Here is a 19059-nt window from a genome sequence, read left to right as displayed (position 1 = left end):
CTTTTTTTCACACTCTCATTTAAAACAGCCTAATTAATATTTATCTTTTTCTATTACCTCTATTCCTAAAAGAAGTATATCTGCTATTGTGTAATTAATTTTTTTCTTAGCATTTACTAATCTTCCATACTCTTCTTTATTTAGTCTTATCCCTATATTGATATTTCTAAATTCACTTTCATCTTTATGTTTCCATATATCCCAAGGTCTTTTACTTCCTTTTTTAATACCCATAGCTATCCTCCTATTTCTTTTATTTTTCTTTTTATTATAATATATTATACACTTTTTAATCAATTTTGCAAATTTTTTTAAGAATTGTCATTTTTTTCACTTTATATATCATAATTCTCTATGGTTGTATTTTAAATATATATATAGTATAATTGTATATATCAAATAAAAAGGATGTATTATGTGGAAAGAAAATATCAAAAATAAAATAGATGAATTTATTAAAAAAAATAAAAATAATGGGCATTATGCTATATTTGATTGTGATAATACCATTTTAATGAATGATATACAATTTGCACTTATTCATTATATATTAAAGTTTAAAAAGTATAAAACTACTCCAAAAATGTTTAAAGATTTCTTGTACAGAAATTTTCCAAATGAAAAAAATATATCAGATGAATTTTTAGAAATATTTGAAAGAGCATATATTTCAGAAAATACAAGTGATACATATTTAGAATTTTTAGCAAATGTTGAGGATTTAGTTGAATATCTTTTTTTCAAGTATGATTCCTTTGATATTACAACTATTTTTTTCATTGATATGAAAGAAGAGGAACTAAGAGAGTTAATACAAAAGGCTATTAATTATCACAACTCACTTGAATTTAGTCATGAAAATTGGATATATGAGAACAATATTTCTACATACAAAACAGGACTTTCAATATCAAAAGAAATGGCAGAATTAATTAAAGAATTTCATGAGAATAATATAGATGTATATGTAATTTCTGGTTCTCCAAGATTTCAAGTTGAAGAGGTATTAAAACCTTTAAATAAGTATATTAAAAAAATCTATGGTAGAGAATTAGAAATTAAAAATGATAAAATTACAGGTGAATTTCAAAAAGAAAGTATAAAAACATTTTATGAGGGGAAAGTAGAGGTAATTGAAAAATATATTTATCCAAAATACAATAAAGCTCCAGCATTTATAGCTGGTGATAGTATGGGTGATTATCATATGTTAACAGAATATGATGAAACTGAAATTTCGTTAATTATAGATAGAAATCGAACAGGAAAATTTAAAGAATTGTTTGAATTAAACAGTGATAGATTTTTAAAACAACCTGTAGATGAAACTATTGGAATTTTTATTGATGCTGAAAAAAGTATCACTTTATAATAAGGAGGATTTATGCAAAACTATGATATTATAGTAGTAGGAGCAGGACATGCTGGAGTTGAAGCATCACTTTCAGCAGCAAGACTTGGTAAAAAAGTTGCTCTTTTTACTATATACCTAGATAATATTGCAATGATGAGTTGTAATCCTGCCATAGGTGGACCGGGTAAATCACACATAGTTAGTGAAATAGGTATGCTTGGTGGTCAAATGGCTATACATATAGATAAATATAATTTACAACTTAAAAACTTAAATCATACTAAAGGACTTGCAGCTAAAATAACTAGAGCTCAAGCTGATAAATATTGGTATAGAATTAAAATGAGAGAAATCATAGAAAAAGAAAATAATCTTGATGTAATACAAAATATGGTTGAAGATTTAATACTTGATGATAATAAAAAAATTATAGGGGTAATTGATGCTCTAGGTCTTAAGTATTCTGCAAAAGCAGTAATACTTTGTACAGGGACTTTCTTAAATGGAGAATATATTATAGGAGATGTTAAATATTCTGCTGGAAGACAAGGAGAAAAAGCAAGTAATTCTTTACCAGATAATTTAGTAAAATATGGAATAGAAATGGATAGATATCAAACTGCTACTCCACCTAGAATAGATAAAAAAAGTATGAATTTAGATATATTAGAAAAATTACATGGTGAAACTAATCCAAGATATTTTTCATATATGACTAATAAAACAGATGAAAAGCCACTTGAAACTTGGCTTACATTTACAACAGAAGAAACTATAAAAGTTGGACAAGAATTACTTAAATATTCACCAATAGTTACAGGGATAGTTTCAACAAAAGGACCAAGACATTGTCCATCACTTGATAGAAAAATTATGAATTTTCCTGATAAAACTGATCATCAAATATTTCTTGAACAAGAATCAAGAGAAAGTGATGAAATTTATGTGAATGGATTTACAACAGCTATGCCTCCATTTGCACAAGAAAAACTTATTAAAACTATTAAAGGTTTAGAAAATGCTAAAATTTTAAGATATGGTTACGCTGTTGAATATGATTTTATTCCAGCAAGACAATTAAATTTTTCTCTTGAATCTAAGATTATAGAAAATCTTTTCCAAGCTGGGACTATTAATGGTACTAGTGGATATGAAGAAGCTGCTGCTCAAGGATTTATTGCTGGGGTAAATGCCGCTAGAAAAATAGATGGAAAAGACCCTATTATAATCTCTCGTGATGAAGGATATATAGGCGTATTAATAGATGATATTATAAATAAAGAAACTCCAGAACCATATAGAGTTCTTCCATCTCGTGCAGAATATAGATTAACCTTAAGACAAGATAATGTATTTATTAGATTACTTGAAAAATCTAAAGAAATAGGTCTTTTAGATAAAGATAAATTAAAAGAACTTGAAGATAATATAAAAACTATATCAGATGAGATAGAAAGATTAAAAGAAATAAAAATCTACCCAAATAAAGAAAATAATGATATACTTAAGGGGATAAATAAAAATTCATCTCATAATAACGTAATGAACGCATTTGAATTTTTAGGAAGACAAGAAATAAATTATGAAAATTTAAAATTGTTTATTGAAACAAAAGATTTATCTGAAATTTCTAAAGAACAAGTTGAGATAGAAGCTAAATATAGAATATTTATTGAAAGAGAAAGAAATCAAATTGAAAAATTTAAAAAACTTGAAAATATAACTATTCCTGAAAATTTTAATTATGAGATAGTAAAAGGATTATCAAATATAGCTATAAGTGGTTTAAGTTATACTAAACCAAAAAACATTGGACAGGCAACTAGAATAAGTGGTGTTACTTATAATGATATAGCTATACTAGTTTCTATACTAAAGGAGGTTAAATAGTGTTTAATATTATTACCAGAGGTGAATATCATTTAACATTTTTTTCACATGACCATTTAAAACCCGTTTTTGTTTTATTAATAATATCTATTATTTTATTATTAATACCATATTTATTTAAAGGAATAGAAAAAGGTAAATATACAACATTTATAGGTATTTTGTGTTTAGCTATAAAACTTGTAGATTCTCTTTACAGAATTCATTTTGAAAATGATGTTTGGTACAATACTATGCCATTTAATTTATGTAATGTTTCACTTATTTTTGCAGGTATATTTTTTATTACAAGAAAAAGACTTTACTTTAATTTTGTATATTTTTGGTTTTCAGGAGCTATAATTGCTGTAATAATACCAGGATTTTCAACATATCATTCATCATTATATGTCTATTCTTTTATAGCTAGTCATATGTTTGAGATATTTGCAGTATTTTACGCATTTATACATTTAGATGAAAGGGTTACATTAAATGGATTAATAACATCTATAGTTGGTTATTTTGGATTAATAGGATTCGCATTTTTATGGAATGGAATTTATGGTACTAACTACATGTTTATGTCAGATTATATAATAGGAGCAGTAAGCTTTATCAAACCATTCTGGTTTTATCAAATAGCTCTAACAGGACTATTTACTTTATCTATGCTACTTATGTATCTGCCATTTGTAAACAATCAAAAAGAAGATTTAGAAGAAGTTATAATATAATAAAAAGGGGTTGTTCTAAAATTTGGAACAATCCCTCAATTATTTAATTTTTATGTTTATACACCATTTTCAATTTATTTTTAATTCCATTCTTTTTAATACTAGTATTAATATGGCTACTAATAATGTAAAAATTAATGAAAGTATAAAAAAAGTTGTATACATACTTAAAAATTTTAATATGTAACTTGAAAAAATTAATGTCATAGAAATTAAACCTGTAGTAATAAAGTGTTGTATAGATAAATATGTCGTCCTATATTTAGTATTTTCAGGTATTTTCTTATTTACATATATTGTAACTATATTACCCTCAATATATCGTATAACTTGTTGTATACAAATAAATATCATGAATAAAATAAAGCTAGATTTTGAATACATTATTAAAAAACTAGTAAATAATATTGAAATATATATCTTCATTATTGATAAATTATTATATTTAATTTTTTTTATGAAGTATTTTTTTAAAATTTGGTTTGTTATTACCCCTATAATACTAAATAATACTGTAAACATACCAAAATATTTTACATCAATACCAAAGTCTGTATAAATAGGTTGATAAAAGTTATATGTACTTCTGAAAAAAACAAAAATAAATGATGTTATTACAAAACTAATGATTACCTTTATATCAACAAATTCTTTAACCTTATTATCCTCTTTTTTATCTTCTTTCTCATTTTTTCTAACTTTTATTTTACTTTCTTCTAAAAAATATATTGTAGCTAATATGTTGATTGTGTATATAATAATATCTAAATAAATTATGTATTGTATATTAAATTTAAAAATAATTCCACTTAGAAATGATAATACTATCCCTAATGTCAAACTAATACTACTAACATTTGTTAGAATAACTTTGTATTTATTCAATTGATCTGTGTCAGAATAATATTCAAATAAAATTGCTTCTGTATTCCCAGAGGCTAATGCCGCTCCTATTGAATAAAAAATAATAACTAAAACTCCATGTAAAAAATTAGTTGAAAATAATAGACCTATCATTGAAAATACAAGTATAAGCTTACCTAAAATTAATATTCTTTTTCTACCAAATAAATCTGAAATATATCCACTTGGCATTTCAAAAGCTGTTATTAATACAAATAATAATGTATCTAAATATAGATACTTATCTATAGTAATTGATAGTTTAGTTATATAAAATGTTACGAAAATAAAATCAAGCAAAGCATTTCTAGGAAATAAAGAGTTTAAATACATAAATTTTTCTTGTTTAGTAAGTTTTTTAATCAAATAATTCCACCAAAATTCCGAGTTCAATTAACTCTTTTAAAAATGTTTCAAAATAATTTTCACCTATATTATCACTTAAATTATTATATATTAATTTAAAAATTTTTTTTACTTAAATATAGCGTTATGTTCATTTTTGTTTCTATATATCCTTTAATATAGTATTACGCAGATTATATCACATCATCAATAAATATGTAAAATATATATTTCGAATCATAATCATTAATAATATAAATACTTGAACTAAATTTTATCTTAGAACTTATACACAATCTAATATTCAAAAAAGTATATATTTTTTAAATTTTATATTTTAAAATCTGATATATTTTAAGTCTTTATACCGATTTATTAAAAAACTTAAGTATAATGATTAATGGTAAGAGTATTAGTTCAATATCGTATAAAATATATATTTATTAAAGTCTTGATATAAAAATTTCATCAAAAAAAAAGAATTTCTATAATTTTAGAAATTCTCTACTTTTTAACTATTTCTGAACCTAATTATCTTTCAAATATTTTTTTCACTTCAAATAAACCCTCAATTAATCTATCTATATCCTTTTCATCATTATACACTCCTAAACTAACTCTACAACATGAATTTATTCCCATAAATGAAAGTAATGGAGCTGTACAATGTTGTCCAGATCTAACTGCAACACCTTTATTATCTAGTATAAAAGCCGTGTCATGTGAATGAACACCTTTAACATTAAATGCAATTATTCCTACTTTTTCAACATTTTCTGTATAATATGTTTCCACAAAATCTAATGTATTAATTGCAAAAGTAGCATACATCATAAGTTTTTCTTCTGACTTTTGTAGTCTTTCATACCCTATTTTTTCTATGTATTCTATAGCCTTTACCAAGCTTAAAATTGCTTCTACATTTTGAGTTCCACCCTCAAACTTATATGGACTTTCCTTATAACTTGATCCACTTTCTTCTACATATTCAACCATATCTCCACCATAAATAAAAGGTCTAGTATCTTTTAGTAATTCCATTTTACCATAAAGTATTCCAACACCTTGAACTGAAAACATTTTATGCCCTGAAAATACTGCAAAATCTACATCCCATTTTTCAAATTCATGTTTAAAGTGAGCTATAGATTGGGCACAATCAAGCACTACTTTCACATCATATCTATGAGCCATTTCTATAACTTCTCTAAAATTTTGTATTACACCAGTTGTATTTACAACACTTGAAATACTTATTATTTTAGTTTTAGAATTAAATAAATAAGGAAGTTCTCTAATATCTAAATTACCAAATTTATCTAAATAAAGATATCTTATTTTTAATTTCTTTATTCTAGCCACTTCTTGCCATGGAACTATATTAGAATGATGATTAGATATTGCAAGTACTATTTCATCTCCCTCACTTAAATTTTCTAGTGCGTAACCAAAAGCTATAATATTTAATCCCTCAGTACTTCCCTTTGTAAAAACTATATTTTTTTCATCGCTTACACCTACAAAATTTGCCACTTTTTTTCTAGTAGATTCCATTATAGCTTGATTTATCATAGAAAGTTCATGAGAGCCTCTACCAGCATTACCATTAGTTTCTAAATAGTAATTATATATCTCATTTATAACTTCCTGTGGTTTTTGTGTAGTTGAAGCATTATCTAAATATGCTATATCCCTTTTTTTAAATATAGGGAAATCTTTTTTTATTTCATCCATTATAATCTTCTTTCCAAGATTTCTTTCAATTCTCCTACCATGTCCTCATCTTCTATAGCATTAAATACAGGCCCAAACGATGATTCTACCACAAGTTTTTTAGCACTTTTAGAATCAAATCCTCTGCTCATTAAGTAAAATAGTTTATCTTGATCTATTTTACCTATACTTGCAGAATGTGCCCCTATTACATCATCTTCATCACAGAATAAAGTTGGTATAGAATGAGCGTTGACTGTTTTATCTAAAAGTATAGAAAACTCAGATTCTGAACCAGCAGATTTTGAAGAAAATCTTTCAAATACTAAATTACCTCTAAACACTTTTATTGCCCTATCTTTAGTTACTCCTCTTGCATCTATATCTGCAACACATTCTCTCCCATGAAAATTTAATGTATATTCATAATCTGTTTTTCTTTCCATATCAGATAAATATACTGGTAAAAGAAGTGATTTTGCCCTGTTTTCTAATAAATTCGATGATACTGAAGTTACATTTGCCATACCACCAAATTCTACACTATAGTGTTTAACATCTGCATCTTCTTTAACATCTATATCTACTCCTAAAAAATTTTCAGAATTAACATTTAATGTTTGTATAGTTATTAATTCTAAGTTAGAACCTTTATTTGCTTTAACATTAATATACCCATTATGATAAGTACTTTCATTATCTATCCCTTTATAAATAATATATATTTTAGCTTTAGCATTTTCCTCAAGTTCTATGTTAAATACATCAACTAAATGTGGATTTTCCTTGCTTAATTCCATAGTTATATATATTTTTTCTTTAATTTCACCTTTGATTAATATTCTCTTTTTTAAATTTGCATAATTTTCAGATTCATACTTAAAATAGTTTGAAATTCTTAATTTTGTAAATACATTTTCACTTACTTCTATATTTATATTATCTAAATTTTGAATTTTTAATCCATTAAAATTTTCAATTTTTTCTACACCTTGTACAGTATATTTCATTCTATTCCATACAGGTTTATTAAATGACATGTCAACTTCTTTTTTACTTGCTTTCTTAGACTCTTCTGCAACTGCTGATTTTAACAGGTCTATAGTTTCTTGTAATCTTGCTGAATATTTTTTCTCTTTCATCTATATCACCTACCCTATAGTCCCTTCTAATTCTAATTCTATTAACTTATTAAGTTCAACTGCATATTCAAGAGGTAATTCCTTAGATATTGGTTCTACAAACCCTCTTATTATCATTAATTTAGCCTCATCTTCTGAAAGTCCTCTACTCATTAAGTAAAATATTGCCTCATCACTTATTCTTCCTATACTTGCCTCATGACCTATATCTATATCATCAGTATTTACCTCTATTATTGGCATAGTATGAGATGCTGACCCATTATTATCAAGCATTAATGACTCACATTCTGCTGTTGCTTTACAGTGATGAGCTCCTGGAACTACTTTAAGAAGTGATCTATAAAAAGCTCCACCACCATTTTTTGAAATAGATTTTGATGACACATTTGAAGTAGTATATGGTGCTGCATGTATAATTTTACAACCTGTATCTAAAAATTGACCAGCTGCAGCAAAAGTAACTCCTGTAAATTCACAAGATGCACCAACACCATTTAATATACTCATAGGGTATAGATTAGTAACACGTGAACCAAAAGAACCTGATATCCACTCTATAGTTCCATGTTCTTCTACTATAGCTCTTTTTGTATTTAGGTTATATAAATTTTTTGACCAATTTTCTATAGTTGAATAACGTAATTTAGCATTTTTAGCAACAAATAATTCTACTGCTCCTGCATGTAAAGCATTTCTATAATACTTAGGTGCTGAACACCCCTCAATGAAATGTAATTCTGCCCCCTCTTCAACTATAATTAAAGTATGTTCAAATTGTCCTGACTCTGAAGCATTTAATCTAAAATATGATTGTAATGGTTTTTCAATCTTTACTCCTTTAGGTACATAAACAAAAGACCCTCCTGACCAAACTGCACCATGTAATGCAGCAAATTTATGATCTTCTGGTTTAATTAAAGTCATGAAATATTTTTTTATTAATTCCTCATGTTCAACTATAGCTGTTTCTATATCTGTATATATAACTCCCTTTGATTTTAATTCTTCATTTAAACTATGATAAACTACATTTGAATCATATTGGGCTCCAACTCCTGCAAGAGATTTTTTTTCTGCCTCAGGTATACCCAATCTATCAAAAGTTTTTTTAATATATTCTGGGACATCTTCCCAAGAAGAATTCATGTTTTCTGACTCAGTTTCTAAATAATGAACTATTTCATTTATATCTAAATCTGAAAGGTCAGTACTCCAAGTAGGCATAGGTTTTTCAAAAAATATTTTTAAAGCATGTAATCTTTTTTCAAGCATCCATTCAGGTTCATTTTTCTTTTCAGATATTCTTTTAACTACATTTTCATCTAATCCTTTTCCTGTAGTAAACTTATGCTTCATTTCATCTTTTACATCATATATTCCACGTTCAATATCAGCAATATATGTCTTTTTTGTAGTTTCCATTAATTATCACCTAAAAACTCTTTTCTTAATTTTTCATAACCATGAGTTTCTATAAATTCAACTAATTCTTTTCCACCAGTTTTAACTATTCTACCGTCCATTAATATATGGACAAAATCAGGTTCTAAATATTCTAATACCTTGTTATAGTGTGTAATTATTAACATAGATTTATCAGTAGATTTCAATGTTTTTACACCTTCAAATACAATTTTTGTAGCATCTCTATCAAGTCCTGAATCAGTTTCATCAAGTATAGCAAGCTTTGGTTCTAATATTGCCATTTGTAGTATTTCATTTTTTTTCTTTTCTCCTCCTGAAAATCCTACATTTAAATATCTATTTGCATAACTTTCATCCATTTTTAATTGTGCCATTTTTTCTTTTAATAACCTGTTAAATCTTAAAATATATTGTTTTTCTCCACTTACAGCTTCTTTAGCAGACCTTAAAAAATCCTCAACTGTAAGCCCTGGTATTTCCTCAGGATATTGAAATGATAAAAATATTCCTTTTCTTGCTCTTTCATCAACGAGAGATTCTTGTATTTCCTCTCCCTCTAACACTATTTTCCCTTGACTAACTTCATATTTAGGATGTCCTATTAATATAGAGGCAAGAGTCGATTTTCCTGCACCATTTGGACCCATTATAACATGTACTTCTCCCTTATTAATTACTAAATCTAATCCTTTTATTATCTTTTTATCTTCTATTCCAGCATGTAAATTTTCTACTTTTAATAATTCCACATTTCCTCCTTACTTTTCTTATCAAATATTTTGATAATACAAATTTATATGTTAACTATATTATATATCATTTTAGTTATAAAATCAAAAAACTAACTTTATTATTATTTATTTTTTTTATTATTTATGCTAATATATTTAAAGAAAATTAAGGAGAGATATATATGAAAAAATTAGGAATTATTATGGCATTTATTGCTGCTTTTTTATGGGGAGTGTCAGGAAGTTTAGCTGAATATATATTTAGTAATTCAAATTTCAATGTAAATACATATACATTTTTAAGAATGTTTTTAACAGGTATTATTTTAGTTGGATATGGTGTCTATACGAAAGGGACTAAAGGATTAAATAAAATTCTTTTTTCAAAAAAATATTTAAAAAAAATAATTGTTTATGGTATTTTTGGAATTGCATTATTACAGTATTCTTTTGCTCAGACTATCAACAATTCAAATGCAGCATTTGCAACACTTATGCAATATATTACTCCAACTATAGTACTAGTTTATTTAAGTTATGTAACTAAAACTTTACCTAGTATTAAGAAAAGTATACTCGTTAGCGTTGCACTATACGGAATGTTTTTAATGATAACTAGTGGTAGTCTTAATAATTTAAATGTTAGTCCAATTTCACTTATTTACGGTTTAATTGCAGCATTTACTTTTGCATTCTATATCCTATATATCAGTAAGTTTAAAAAGATTGATAATACTATAGTTATAGGGTGTGGAATGATAATAGGTTCATTAATATTTATCCCTTTTATAGACTACAGTAATTTTAGAGAACTTTTAAAATTAGATATATTTATTACTTTTTTATCTAATGTTGTTTTAGGTAATGCTATACCATTTTATCTTTTCTTAGAAAGTACTAAATATATTCATCCTGCAACTACATCTTTACTAGGAGCAGTAGAGCCTATAGTTGCAATAATTATAGGGATAATATTTTTAGGAACACATTTAACTTTAATACAATTAATAGGTGCTATTTTATTAATAGGGTCTATAACTATTATTTCAATATTTGAAGATTAAAATAGAGGTTCAAAATAGATTTTTCTAATTTTGAGCCTCTTTATTTACTTAATATCTTTGATTATATTTTTCATTATTTTTAATTATTTTCTTAAATAATATATATCCTAAAAGTAGGTATATTATACTATCTATTATTAAGATTAATATTTCATTTAAATTAACCAATTCACCACTTAAAATATGATTACTAATTTTTATTCCTAATGTTAAAGGAAAATAATTTGTAATATATTGAATTATTAAAGGCATTTTTTCTACTGAATATACTGAACCAGATAAAAACAGCAATATATAACTAATTACAGATTCAAATGATGCAGTTTTAGTATATACAATAGTAAGTGTCATTAAAATCAAAGAAAATCCATAAATAGAAATCAATGTAATTATTAAAATAGGTATTAATAATATGTTAAACATTAAATTTAACTGAAATACATATTTTAATATTAGTAATATCAATACTATTTTACTAAAATTTATTATTAACCATGATATAGTTCTAAATGTCATAATAGTTAATATAGAGTAAGGTTTAATAATTAAATTTTTTATAGTTCCTGCTTGTTTTTCTGATGAGATAGATATCGAAGCTTCTGATAATACAGAACTTGCTAACACCCAGTATATATAACCTATATATTTAGTATTTTCTGTTTCAAATCCAAATAATATTAAGTATAGTATTAAACTTATAACCAAACTTACTATATAATCTGGGTAATAGGTCTTTATTTCTAAAAAATACCTTTTAATTTCTCCTAAAAAAATATTATACATTCTTACTCCATTTCTAAAATTAATTCTTCTAAACTTTTTTCATACTTTTTAATTTCATATATTTCATCAACTTTTTTTGATTTTAAATACATATATATTTCTTCAAAATTTTCTTTTAAAATTTTTTCTTCATATGTTATATCATCTATACTATATTTTACTATATATTGTTTAGTAGTATATTTTGTTTTTAAATCATCTATTCTTCCTACATAAACAACCTCACCCTTATCTAACAATATTAATTTACTATCTAAATATTCAACAATATCCATTTGATGAGTTGTTAATATTATAGTTATATTTTCTTTTTCAGATAATATTTTTATCATATCCATCATTTTTCTTTTAGAATAAACATCTAATCCTAGCGTTGGTTCATCTAAAAGTAACAATTTAGGCTTGTTTATTAAGGCAATTATTATACTTAATTTTTGTATCATTCCTCTTGAATAAATTGATAGTTTTTCATTTATATCATCTCTTAAATCAAATAAATCTATCCAATTATTTACATTATTTAAAATCTTTTCTTTACTATATCCATATAGAGAACCAAAGTACAGTATATTTTCAAGGCCTGTCATATAGTAATAAATATTTTGACTATTTTCTAAAACTATATTAATGTCTGAATAATATTTTTTGTTATTTATATCCCTTATATCCACATTTCTAAATTTAATATTCCCACTACTAGCTTCTATCATTTTTAAAATTATGCTTAATAAAGTTGTCTTACCAACTCCATTTTTACCTAGTATAGATAAAATTTCTCCTTGATTTATTTCTAAATTTATATCCTTTAATACTGCTTTATTTCCATAATTTTTAAATAGATGTTCTATTTTTATTATGCTACTCATCATTTCTCCTATACATTTCCTTAATTAGTCTTGTATTAAATTATACTTTATTTCTTTTTAAAAAACAATCAACACGGTAAATTTTAAATAAAAATCTTAATTTCTATATTACTTTTTTACATAACAATAGGTCTTCTTTAATATTTTTATTATATCATAGAAGACCCATTTGTTTATTATAAATTATCTTTTATTGCCCTATAAATATCATCTGCACTTAATTCATATTCTTTTTCTAAAAATTCTAAAGTTCCAACTTGACCGTATCTTTCCTTAACACCTACTCTAACAAGTTTAGTTGGACAGTTTTCTGAAAGAACTTCTGCAACAGCTGAACCAAGTCCATTAGTTATGCTATGATTTTCAGCAGTTACTACAAGTTTAGTATCCTTACAATATTTAATAATTGCATCTTTATCTATAGGTTTTAATGTAAACATATCAAGTAATGTTACATTTATTCCCTCTTCTTCCAATTTTTTAGCTGCAATTCTAGCATTATGAACCATCATTCCATTAGCTATAATAGTAACATCTTTTCCATGTTGAATTAAATTTGCTTTACCTATTTCAATTTTAGCATCTTCTTCATATACCTTAAATACATTTTTTCTTGTAAGTCTTATCCAATAAAATTTGTCATTTTTATTATACACTTCATCAAGTACTGCTTTAAGTACAGTAGAATCTGTAGGTTCTATAACTGTAGTTCCTGCAAGTCCTCTTATTAATCCCATATCTTCAAATGACATATGTGTTCCACCATTATGAACAGCTTGTATTCCAGCATCAGAAGCTATAATTGTTATTGGATTATCTTGGTAAAGAGAAGACATGAAAATTTGATCTAAACATCTTCTACTTGCAAATGCTGTAAATGTATGAACAAAAGGTTTTAATCCAGCTCTTTTCATACCTGATGCACAAGATATTTCTTGAGCTTCCATAATTCCACAGTTAATTATTCTATCACTATATTCTTTTTGAAGTGAAGCCGTACCTAAAGAACCCATTAAATCTGCATCTAAAATCACTACATCTTTATCTTTTTGTAAAAATTCATGAAATTTATCAATACAAACCTTTCTTAATTCTATTGTTTCTTTCATAGCTTCTCCGTTATATACATGTGTCATTATTTCACCTCACTTTGCAAGTCATTTATTGCTTTTTCTAATTCTTTTTTAACTTCTTCATTAACTCTTATATGATGATTTCCTTTAAAAGTTTCAATAAATCTAACTCCTTGACCTTTTATAGTATCAAGTATTATTACTAAAGGTTTTTCTCCTTGTGAAAGTATAGCTTTTTTAATAGCTTCTATATCATCACCCTTAACAGTTAAAGCCTCTAATCCAAATGATTTAACTTTTTCTTCAAACAAATATGGTTTACATATATCTTCTAGGTATCCATCTAATTGTTGCTTATTATAGTCTATGAAGACTATAAGGTTATTTAGATTATGATGTGCTATAAATTGCATAGCTTCCCAAACTTGTCCCTCTTGTGCTTCACCATCTCCAATTATTGTAAATACTCTATTTTCTTTTTTCTGTATTTTTAAAGCTTTTGCTATACCTGTAGCTATAGATATCCCTTGACCTAAAGATCCTGTAGTTATATCTACTCCACTAGTTTTTAATCTATCTGGATGAGATGGTAATTTAGTTCCATTAACATTTAATGTTAATAACTCTTCTTTTGCAAAAAATCCTTTAAGTGCCAATGCTGAATAAAGTGCAGGCCCTGCATGACCTTTTGAAAGTACAAAATAATCTCTTTCTTCCCAGTTAGGATTTTTGTTATCATATTTCATTATATCATTATATAACACAGCAAGTGTTTCAACAACTGATAGTGAACCACCATAATGTCCAAATCCTAAATTATTTAACATTTTTAAAACATTTATTCTTATTTCTCTTGCAAATTCTTTTGTAGTAATCATAATTTTTTTCCTTTTATTCCTTATTTTCTCTAGCAAATATATTATGAATAATTAATGCTAATACAACTACTGATATTATTATAGTAATTACTGTAGGATTTAATAATTTTGAAGCATTCCCTAATATTATTCCAAGTATCGCAAAGTCAGCATCAGAAAAAGTAGTTCCTACATATCCTAAACTTCCTAATAATGGATATAATATAGCTGGTAAGAATGTTAATAATAATCCATTTGCAAAAGCTCCTATCATAGCTCCACGTCTTCCACCTGTTGAATTTCCAAATACTCCTGCTGTTGCTCCACAGAAGAAATGAGGTACTACTCCTGGTAATATTAATACTGCATTAAATATTCCTAAAATAAATAATCCTACTAATCCTCCTAAAAATGAAAAGATAAACCCTATTAATACTGCATTTGGTGCATAAGGAAATACTATTGGACAATCTAGTGCTGGTTTAGCATTAGGAACTAATTTTTCAGAAATTCCTTTAAATGCTGGAATTATTTCATTTAATATTAATCTAACACCTTGTAAGATAATATATACTCCTCCTGCAAATCCTATACCTTTAAGTAAGGCATATATGATATAGTTATCTCCACCTGAAAGATTAGTTGTTACAAAATCTTTACCTGCAAATATTGCTAAAATTACATAAATAATCATCATAGTTAATGAAATAGAAATTGATGAATCTCTTAAAAATGATAAATTTTTAGGTAATTTCATTTCTTCTGTTGACTTAGAACCTTTACCAACTAATTTACCTATATATCCTGATAAAATATATCCTAAAGTTGAAAAATGTCCAAATGCAACCGAATCATCTCCAATAATACCTTTCATAAAAGGCTGAGCAAGTGCAGGGAATATTGCCATAGTTAAACCTAATAATACAGCTCCTACTACTATTAATAAAGCTCCATTAAATCCAGCTATATGTAACATAATAGCTATCATGGCTGCCATGTATAAAGTATGATGTCCTGTTAAAAATATATATTTTAACCTAGTAAAACGTGCTATTAAAATATTAGCAAGCATACCTAAAGCCATAATTAAAGCTGTAGTTGTTCCAAAATCTTTTAATGCAACTGAAATAATTGCCTCATTATTTGGAATAACTCCCTGAATAGCAAATGCCTTTTCAAACATTGAAGTCATAGGTCCTAATTGTTCTACTAAAAAGCTTGCTCCAGCTCCTAATACTAAGAAACCTAAAATAGTTTTAATCGTACCTTTAACAACATCAGTTATAGATTTCTTTTGTAACAATAATCCTATTAATGCTATAAGTCCAACTAATATCGCTGGTGTTTTTAAAATGTCAACAATAAAATTTAATATTGATTTCATATTTACCTCCTAAAATATCTTATTTTAATTTTTCTATTAATTTTTCTTCTAATTCTGAAATAGATATTATACTATCAAGTATCACAACTTTATCAAGTGGTAATGATGAACTTTCAGCAATATCTTTTCCCATAACAAATAAGTCAGCACTATTAATCATAACTGATGCTAAATCAGAATGTTCTACCTCGGCATCAAATCCAATTTTATCCAAAATCTTTTTTATGTTCATTTCTAACATAAAACTTGAACCAAGTCCTGAACCACAAACTGCCATAATTTTCATTTATCTACCTCCATTAATTATTTCTAATAATTCTTCTAACTTATTAGCTTCTTTAAGTTTTGATATTTTATCATTATCTTGAAATATCTCAAGTAATTCAGATATTATATCTATATGAGTATTCTTATCCTTTGCTGCAAGTACAAAAATTAAATGTAATTTATCATTACCGAATTCTACTGCTTCATTTACCTTTAAAAAAGATACTCCTGTTTCTAATACACCATCTTCTGGTCTTGCATGTGGCATAACTATATCATCAGTAATTACAATATAGAAACCTAATTTTTTAACTGCTTCTATCATTTTGTAAATATATTCTTCTTTAATATTTTTACTTTTTACTAAAGGCATTGCAGCAATTTTTATTGCTTCTTCCCAATTTTCTACTCTTTCTTCTATAGCTACATTATTTCTATTAAATAACATATTTTCCCCTTTCTCATATTTTTTCTCTAAAATATGACATTAATTTTTCATAAGTTTTTATCTTACTTATATCTTCTAAAAAATCTTTATTTAAAATTAATTTATAGAAATCACTTAAAAATCCTAAATGAGATTTATTATCTTTACTTGAAAAACATAATAGAACTTTAGCTTTTTTCCCCTTACCAAAATCTACTGGATTTTCTAAAATTAATAAACTTGCATCTGTTTCTATTACTGAATTTTCCTATTTTGCATGTGGTAAGGCTATACCATTATCAATTACAACATATGGTCCTAATTTTTTAACCATTTTTTTCATTTCATTTACATATTCAGTAGTTACTGAACATTTAGCAACTAAATTATTTCCTAATATTTCAATAGCATCTTCCCAACTATTAACACTTTTTTCAAATATCACACTATTCTTATTTAAAATTTTAACTAATTCACTCTCACCTCTAAAACTATCAATTAATATATTTGGAAATTTATTTAAAAAAGCATTTTTAAGTTTATTTCTATCAAAACTTATATCATTTTCTTCTATTTCATCTAATAACTCATCTACTAAAACTTTATCTTTTCTTCTTTTTATATCTAATTTATCTAATTTTTCATAATCTTCGCTCTTAAGCAATGGATTAATTTTAATAAAATCAAAATTTTCTAAATCTACGGTTGAAATTATGTAATCCACTGAATCCAAATTAAAATTTATCTTATCTATCATATACGCTGGTAACACATCTACTATATCTATATCAAACTTTTCCTTTAAATTATATTCAAGTATTCTTGAAGTTCCATAACCTAATCCACAAACTAATATGACTTTTTTTCTATTAAAAGTTTTCATTCTTTCTATAGAAGCTTTAAAATGATATGCTATAAGTGAAATTTCAATTTCTGTAAATTTAATTTCAAATATATCTTCCATTTCAGTAACATAATTTTTAATAATAGGAAGTAAAGGATTATCTTTTAAAACTAATTGTTGATAAATAGAATTCTTTAAATTAATTCCTTTTTTTAATCTATATATTGATACTTTTATATGACTTAATAAGAAATCATAAAGTACCTTATCTTCTGTAAGATCTATTCTTATTTTATCTCCTACATTCTTTATCATCTTCTTTATTAAAAATGATTCATCTAACCATGATTCAAGATTTGGATTAATAGATAGACCTATAAGCATTTCAGATATTTTTTCAAAGCTTACATGTTCTCCAAAGTATTCTACAAATATTTCTCTTATCTTATTTCTTTCTTCCTCTAGTATAAATTTATTAATAACATTATTTTTTTCAGGGAATGTTATCATGGTATATATAGTTATTATTAATTTTTGGTATACTTCCTCATTAATATTAAATTTTATATCTTCAGAAATCTTTTTAAAAAAATCTTCAACTTTTTTCATTATTTCAAAATCTATAACTTCTTTTATATACTTCTGCAATAATTTTTTATCATATATTTCATCAAGAAATTCTATTTTTTTACTATTTTTCCAATCTAAAAAATATCCTCTTGAATGTATATATTCAAATTTTTCACCATCAAGTAAATTCATATCTAATTTAAGAGTATTTCTTGAAATATCTATTTTTTTTGATAAACTTGAAATATTTAATCCCTTTTTATTATATAAAGCATAAAGATATATTAAACTAATTCTATCATCTCTATTTATATATTCTTTATCCTTAATAATCTCTAAAAATTTCTGTAATTCAAGTTTTGAACTAAGTAATATATTCCCATTTTTTATTCCAATTTTAGAAAATCCCTTTTTAGATAAAAAATAATTAATATTATTAAGATTATACTGTATAGTTCTTTTAGATACTCTAAAATACTCACAAATATTTTCAAGATTTAAAATATTTTCTTCTAAAAGTCTTTCAAGTATTCTTATTTCTCTTTCATTTATCATAGTTATCTCCTTGTATTATAAATATACCTTGATTTTTTTTAAATACCAAGATGTAAATACTTTCATAAAAATGAAAAAAATGATACTTTCATTTTTTAAAGTATCACTTAAAATATTTATTTTATTATATCAAACTTAATAGCAAAT

At 25.1% G+C, this 19059-nt stretch carries 17 protein-coding genes and 1 pseudogene; 4 read left to right on the top strand and 14 right to left on the bottom strand.

All coding sequences use genetic code 11. The features are described 5' to 3' along the window. Positions 1-33: 33 nt before the first annotated feature. Positions 34-234, bottom strand: coding sequence for a hypothetical protein (locus BT993_RS05560; RefSeq protein ID WP_072593595.1), 201 nt, complete (start codon positions 232-234; stop codon positions 34-36). A gap of 181 nt (positions 235-415) precedes the next feature. Between BT993_RS05560 and BT993_RS05555 the strand changes: the two genes are divergently transcribed. From BT993_RS05555 to BT993_RS05545, 3 genes are read left to right on the top strand one after another with little or no spacing between them, the layout of a single operon-like run. After that, positions 416-1372: an HAD family hydrolase gene (locus BT993_RS05555; protein WP_072593594.1), complete on the top strand. Its 957-nt coding sequence runs from the start codon at positions 416-418 to the stop codon at positions 1370-1372. A gap of 12 nt (positions 1373-1384) precedes the next feature. After that, positions 1385-3244: a tRNA uridine-5-carboxymethylaminomethyl(34) synthesis enzyme MnmG gene (gene mnmG / locus BT993_RS05550; RefSeq protein WP_072593593.1), complete on the top strand. Its 1860-nt coding sequence runs from the start codon at positions 1385-1387 to the stop codon at positions 3242-3244. After that, on the top strand, positions 3244-3960 hold the full coding sequence (locus BT993_RS05545; protein WP_158007936.1) for a YwaF family protein: 717 nt from the start codon (positions 3244-3246) through the stop codon (positions 3958-3960). The genes mnmG and BT993_RS05545 overlap by 1 nt, the downstream gene beginning before the upstream one ends. A 69-nt stretch (positions 3961-4029) precedes the next feature. Here BT993_RS05545 and BT993_RS05540 read toward each other — a convergent pair whose 3' ends face one another. The 5 genes from BT993_RS05540 to sufC form a co-directional block, all read right to left on the bottom strand. Then, positions 4030-5229, bottom strand: coding sequence for an MFS transporter (locus BT993_RS05540; RefSeq protein ID WP_072593592.1), 1200 nt, complete (start codon positions 5227-5229; stop codon positions 4030-4032). 510 nt (positions 5230-5739) lie between these two features. Continuing rightward, complete coding sequence (locus BT993_RS05535; RefSeq protein ID WP_072593591.1) at positions 5740-6942, bottom strand: SufS family cysteine desulfurase; 1203 nt, start codon at positions 6940-6942, stop codon at positions 5740-5742. Further along, positions 6942-8063 (bottom strand): SufD family Fe-S cluster assembly protein, encoded by a 1122-nt coding sequence (locus BT993_RS05530; protein ID WP_012859144.1) that lies wholly within the window; start codon positions 8061-8063, stop codon positions 6942-6944. The genes BT993_RS05535 and BT993_RS05530 overlap by 1 nt, the downstream gene beginning before the upstream one ends. A gap of 9 nt (positions 8064-8072) precedes the next feature. Further along, positions 8073-9488, bottom strand: a complete 1416-nt coding sequence (gene sufB, locus BT993_RS05525; protein WP_072593590.1) for a Fe-S cluster assembly protein SufB — start codon at positions 9486-9488, stop codon at positions 8073-8075. After that, the gene (gene sufC / locus BT993_RS05520; RefSeq protein WP_012859146.1) at positions 9488-10240 is read right to left on the bottom strand and encodes a Fe-S cluster assembly ATPase SufC; all 753 of its coding nucleotides are present in this window, start codon (positions 10238-10240) and stop codon (positions 9488-9490) included. Before sufC ends, sufB begins: the two co-directional genes overlap by 1 nt. 164 nt (positions 10241-10404) lie before the next feature. On the opposite strand from sufC, the gene BT993_RS05515 reads away from it, so the two are divergent. Further along, a complete protein-coding gene (locus BT993_RS05515) occupies positions 10405-11286 on the top strand; it encodes an EamA family transporter (RefSeq protein ID WP_012859147.1) in 882 nt (293 codons plus the stop codon). Between the two features lie 48 nt (positions 11287-11334). Here BT993_RS05515 and BT993_RS05510 read toward each other — a convergent pair whose 3' ends face one another. The 8 genes and pseudogenes from BT993_RS05510 to BT993_RS07520 form a co-directional block, all read right to left on the bottom strand. Beyond that, positions 11335-12069: an ABC transporter permease gene (locus BT993_RS05510; RefSeq protein WP_064591650.1), complete on the bottom strand. Its 735-nt coding sequence runs from the start codon at positions 12067-12069 to the stop codon at positions 11335-11337. Positions 12070-12071: 2 nt separating this feature from the next. After that, positions 12072-12935 carry an ABC transporter ATP-binding protein gene (locus tag BT993_RS05505; RefSeq protein WP_158007935.1) on the bottom strand — a complete coding sequence of 288 codons (864 nt, stop codon included), beginning with the start codon at positions 12933-12935 and terminating at the stop codon, positions 12072-12074. A 176-nt stretch (positions 12936-13111) separates the two neighbouring features. Continuing rightward, the gene (locus BT993_RS05500; protein ID WP_012859150.1) at positions 13112-14071 is read right to left on the bottom strand and encodes a transketolase family protein; all 960 of its coding nucleotides are present in this window, start codon (positions 14069-14071) and stop codon (positions 13112-13114) included. After that, positions 14071-14886, bottom strand: a complete 816-nt coding sequence (locus BT993_RS05495; protein WP_072593589.1) for a transketolase — start codon at positions 14884-14886, stop codon at positions 14071-14073. Before BT993_RS05495 ends, BT993_RS05500 begins: the two co-directional genes overlap by 1 nt. A gap of 13 nt (positions 14887-14899) precedes the next feature. Then, entirely contained in the window at positions 14900-16249 is a 1350-nt protein-coding gene (locus tag BT993_RS05490; RefSeq protein WP_064581246.1) for a PTS ascorbate transporter subunit IIC, read from the bottom strand. Positions 16250-16268: 19 nt separating this feature from the next. Beyond that, positions 16269-16535 carry a PTS sugar transporter subunit IIB gene (locus BT993_RS05485; RefSeq protein WP_072593588.1) on the bottom strand — a complete coding sequence of 89 codons (267 nt, stop codon included), beginning with the start codon at positions 16533-16535 and terminating at the stop codon, positions 16269-16271. After that, positions 16536-16964, bottom strand: coding sequence for a PTS sugar transporter subunit IIA (locus BT993_RS05480; protein ID WP_072593587.1), 429 nt, complete (start codon positions 16962-16964; stop codon positions 16536-16538). Positions 16965-16977: 13 nt separating this feature from the next. Beyond that, a pseudogene (locus BT993_RS07520) lies at positions 16978-18912 on the bottom strand (BglG family transcription antiterminator). Positions 18913-19059 lie beyond the last annotated feature (147 nt).

Source organism: Streptobacillus ratti, assembly GCF_001891165.1.
Classification (GTDB): domain Bacteria; phylum Fusobacteriota; class Fusobacteriia; order Fusobacteriales; family Leptotrichiaceae; genus Streptobacillus; species Streptobacillus ratti.
The sequence above is the reverse complement of the archived record's forward strand: the minus strand, read 5'-3'. Positions and strand labels throughout refer to the sequence as shown.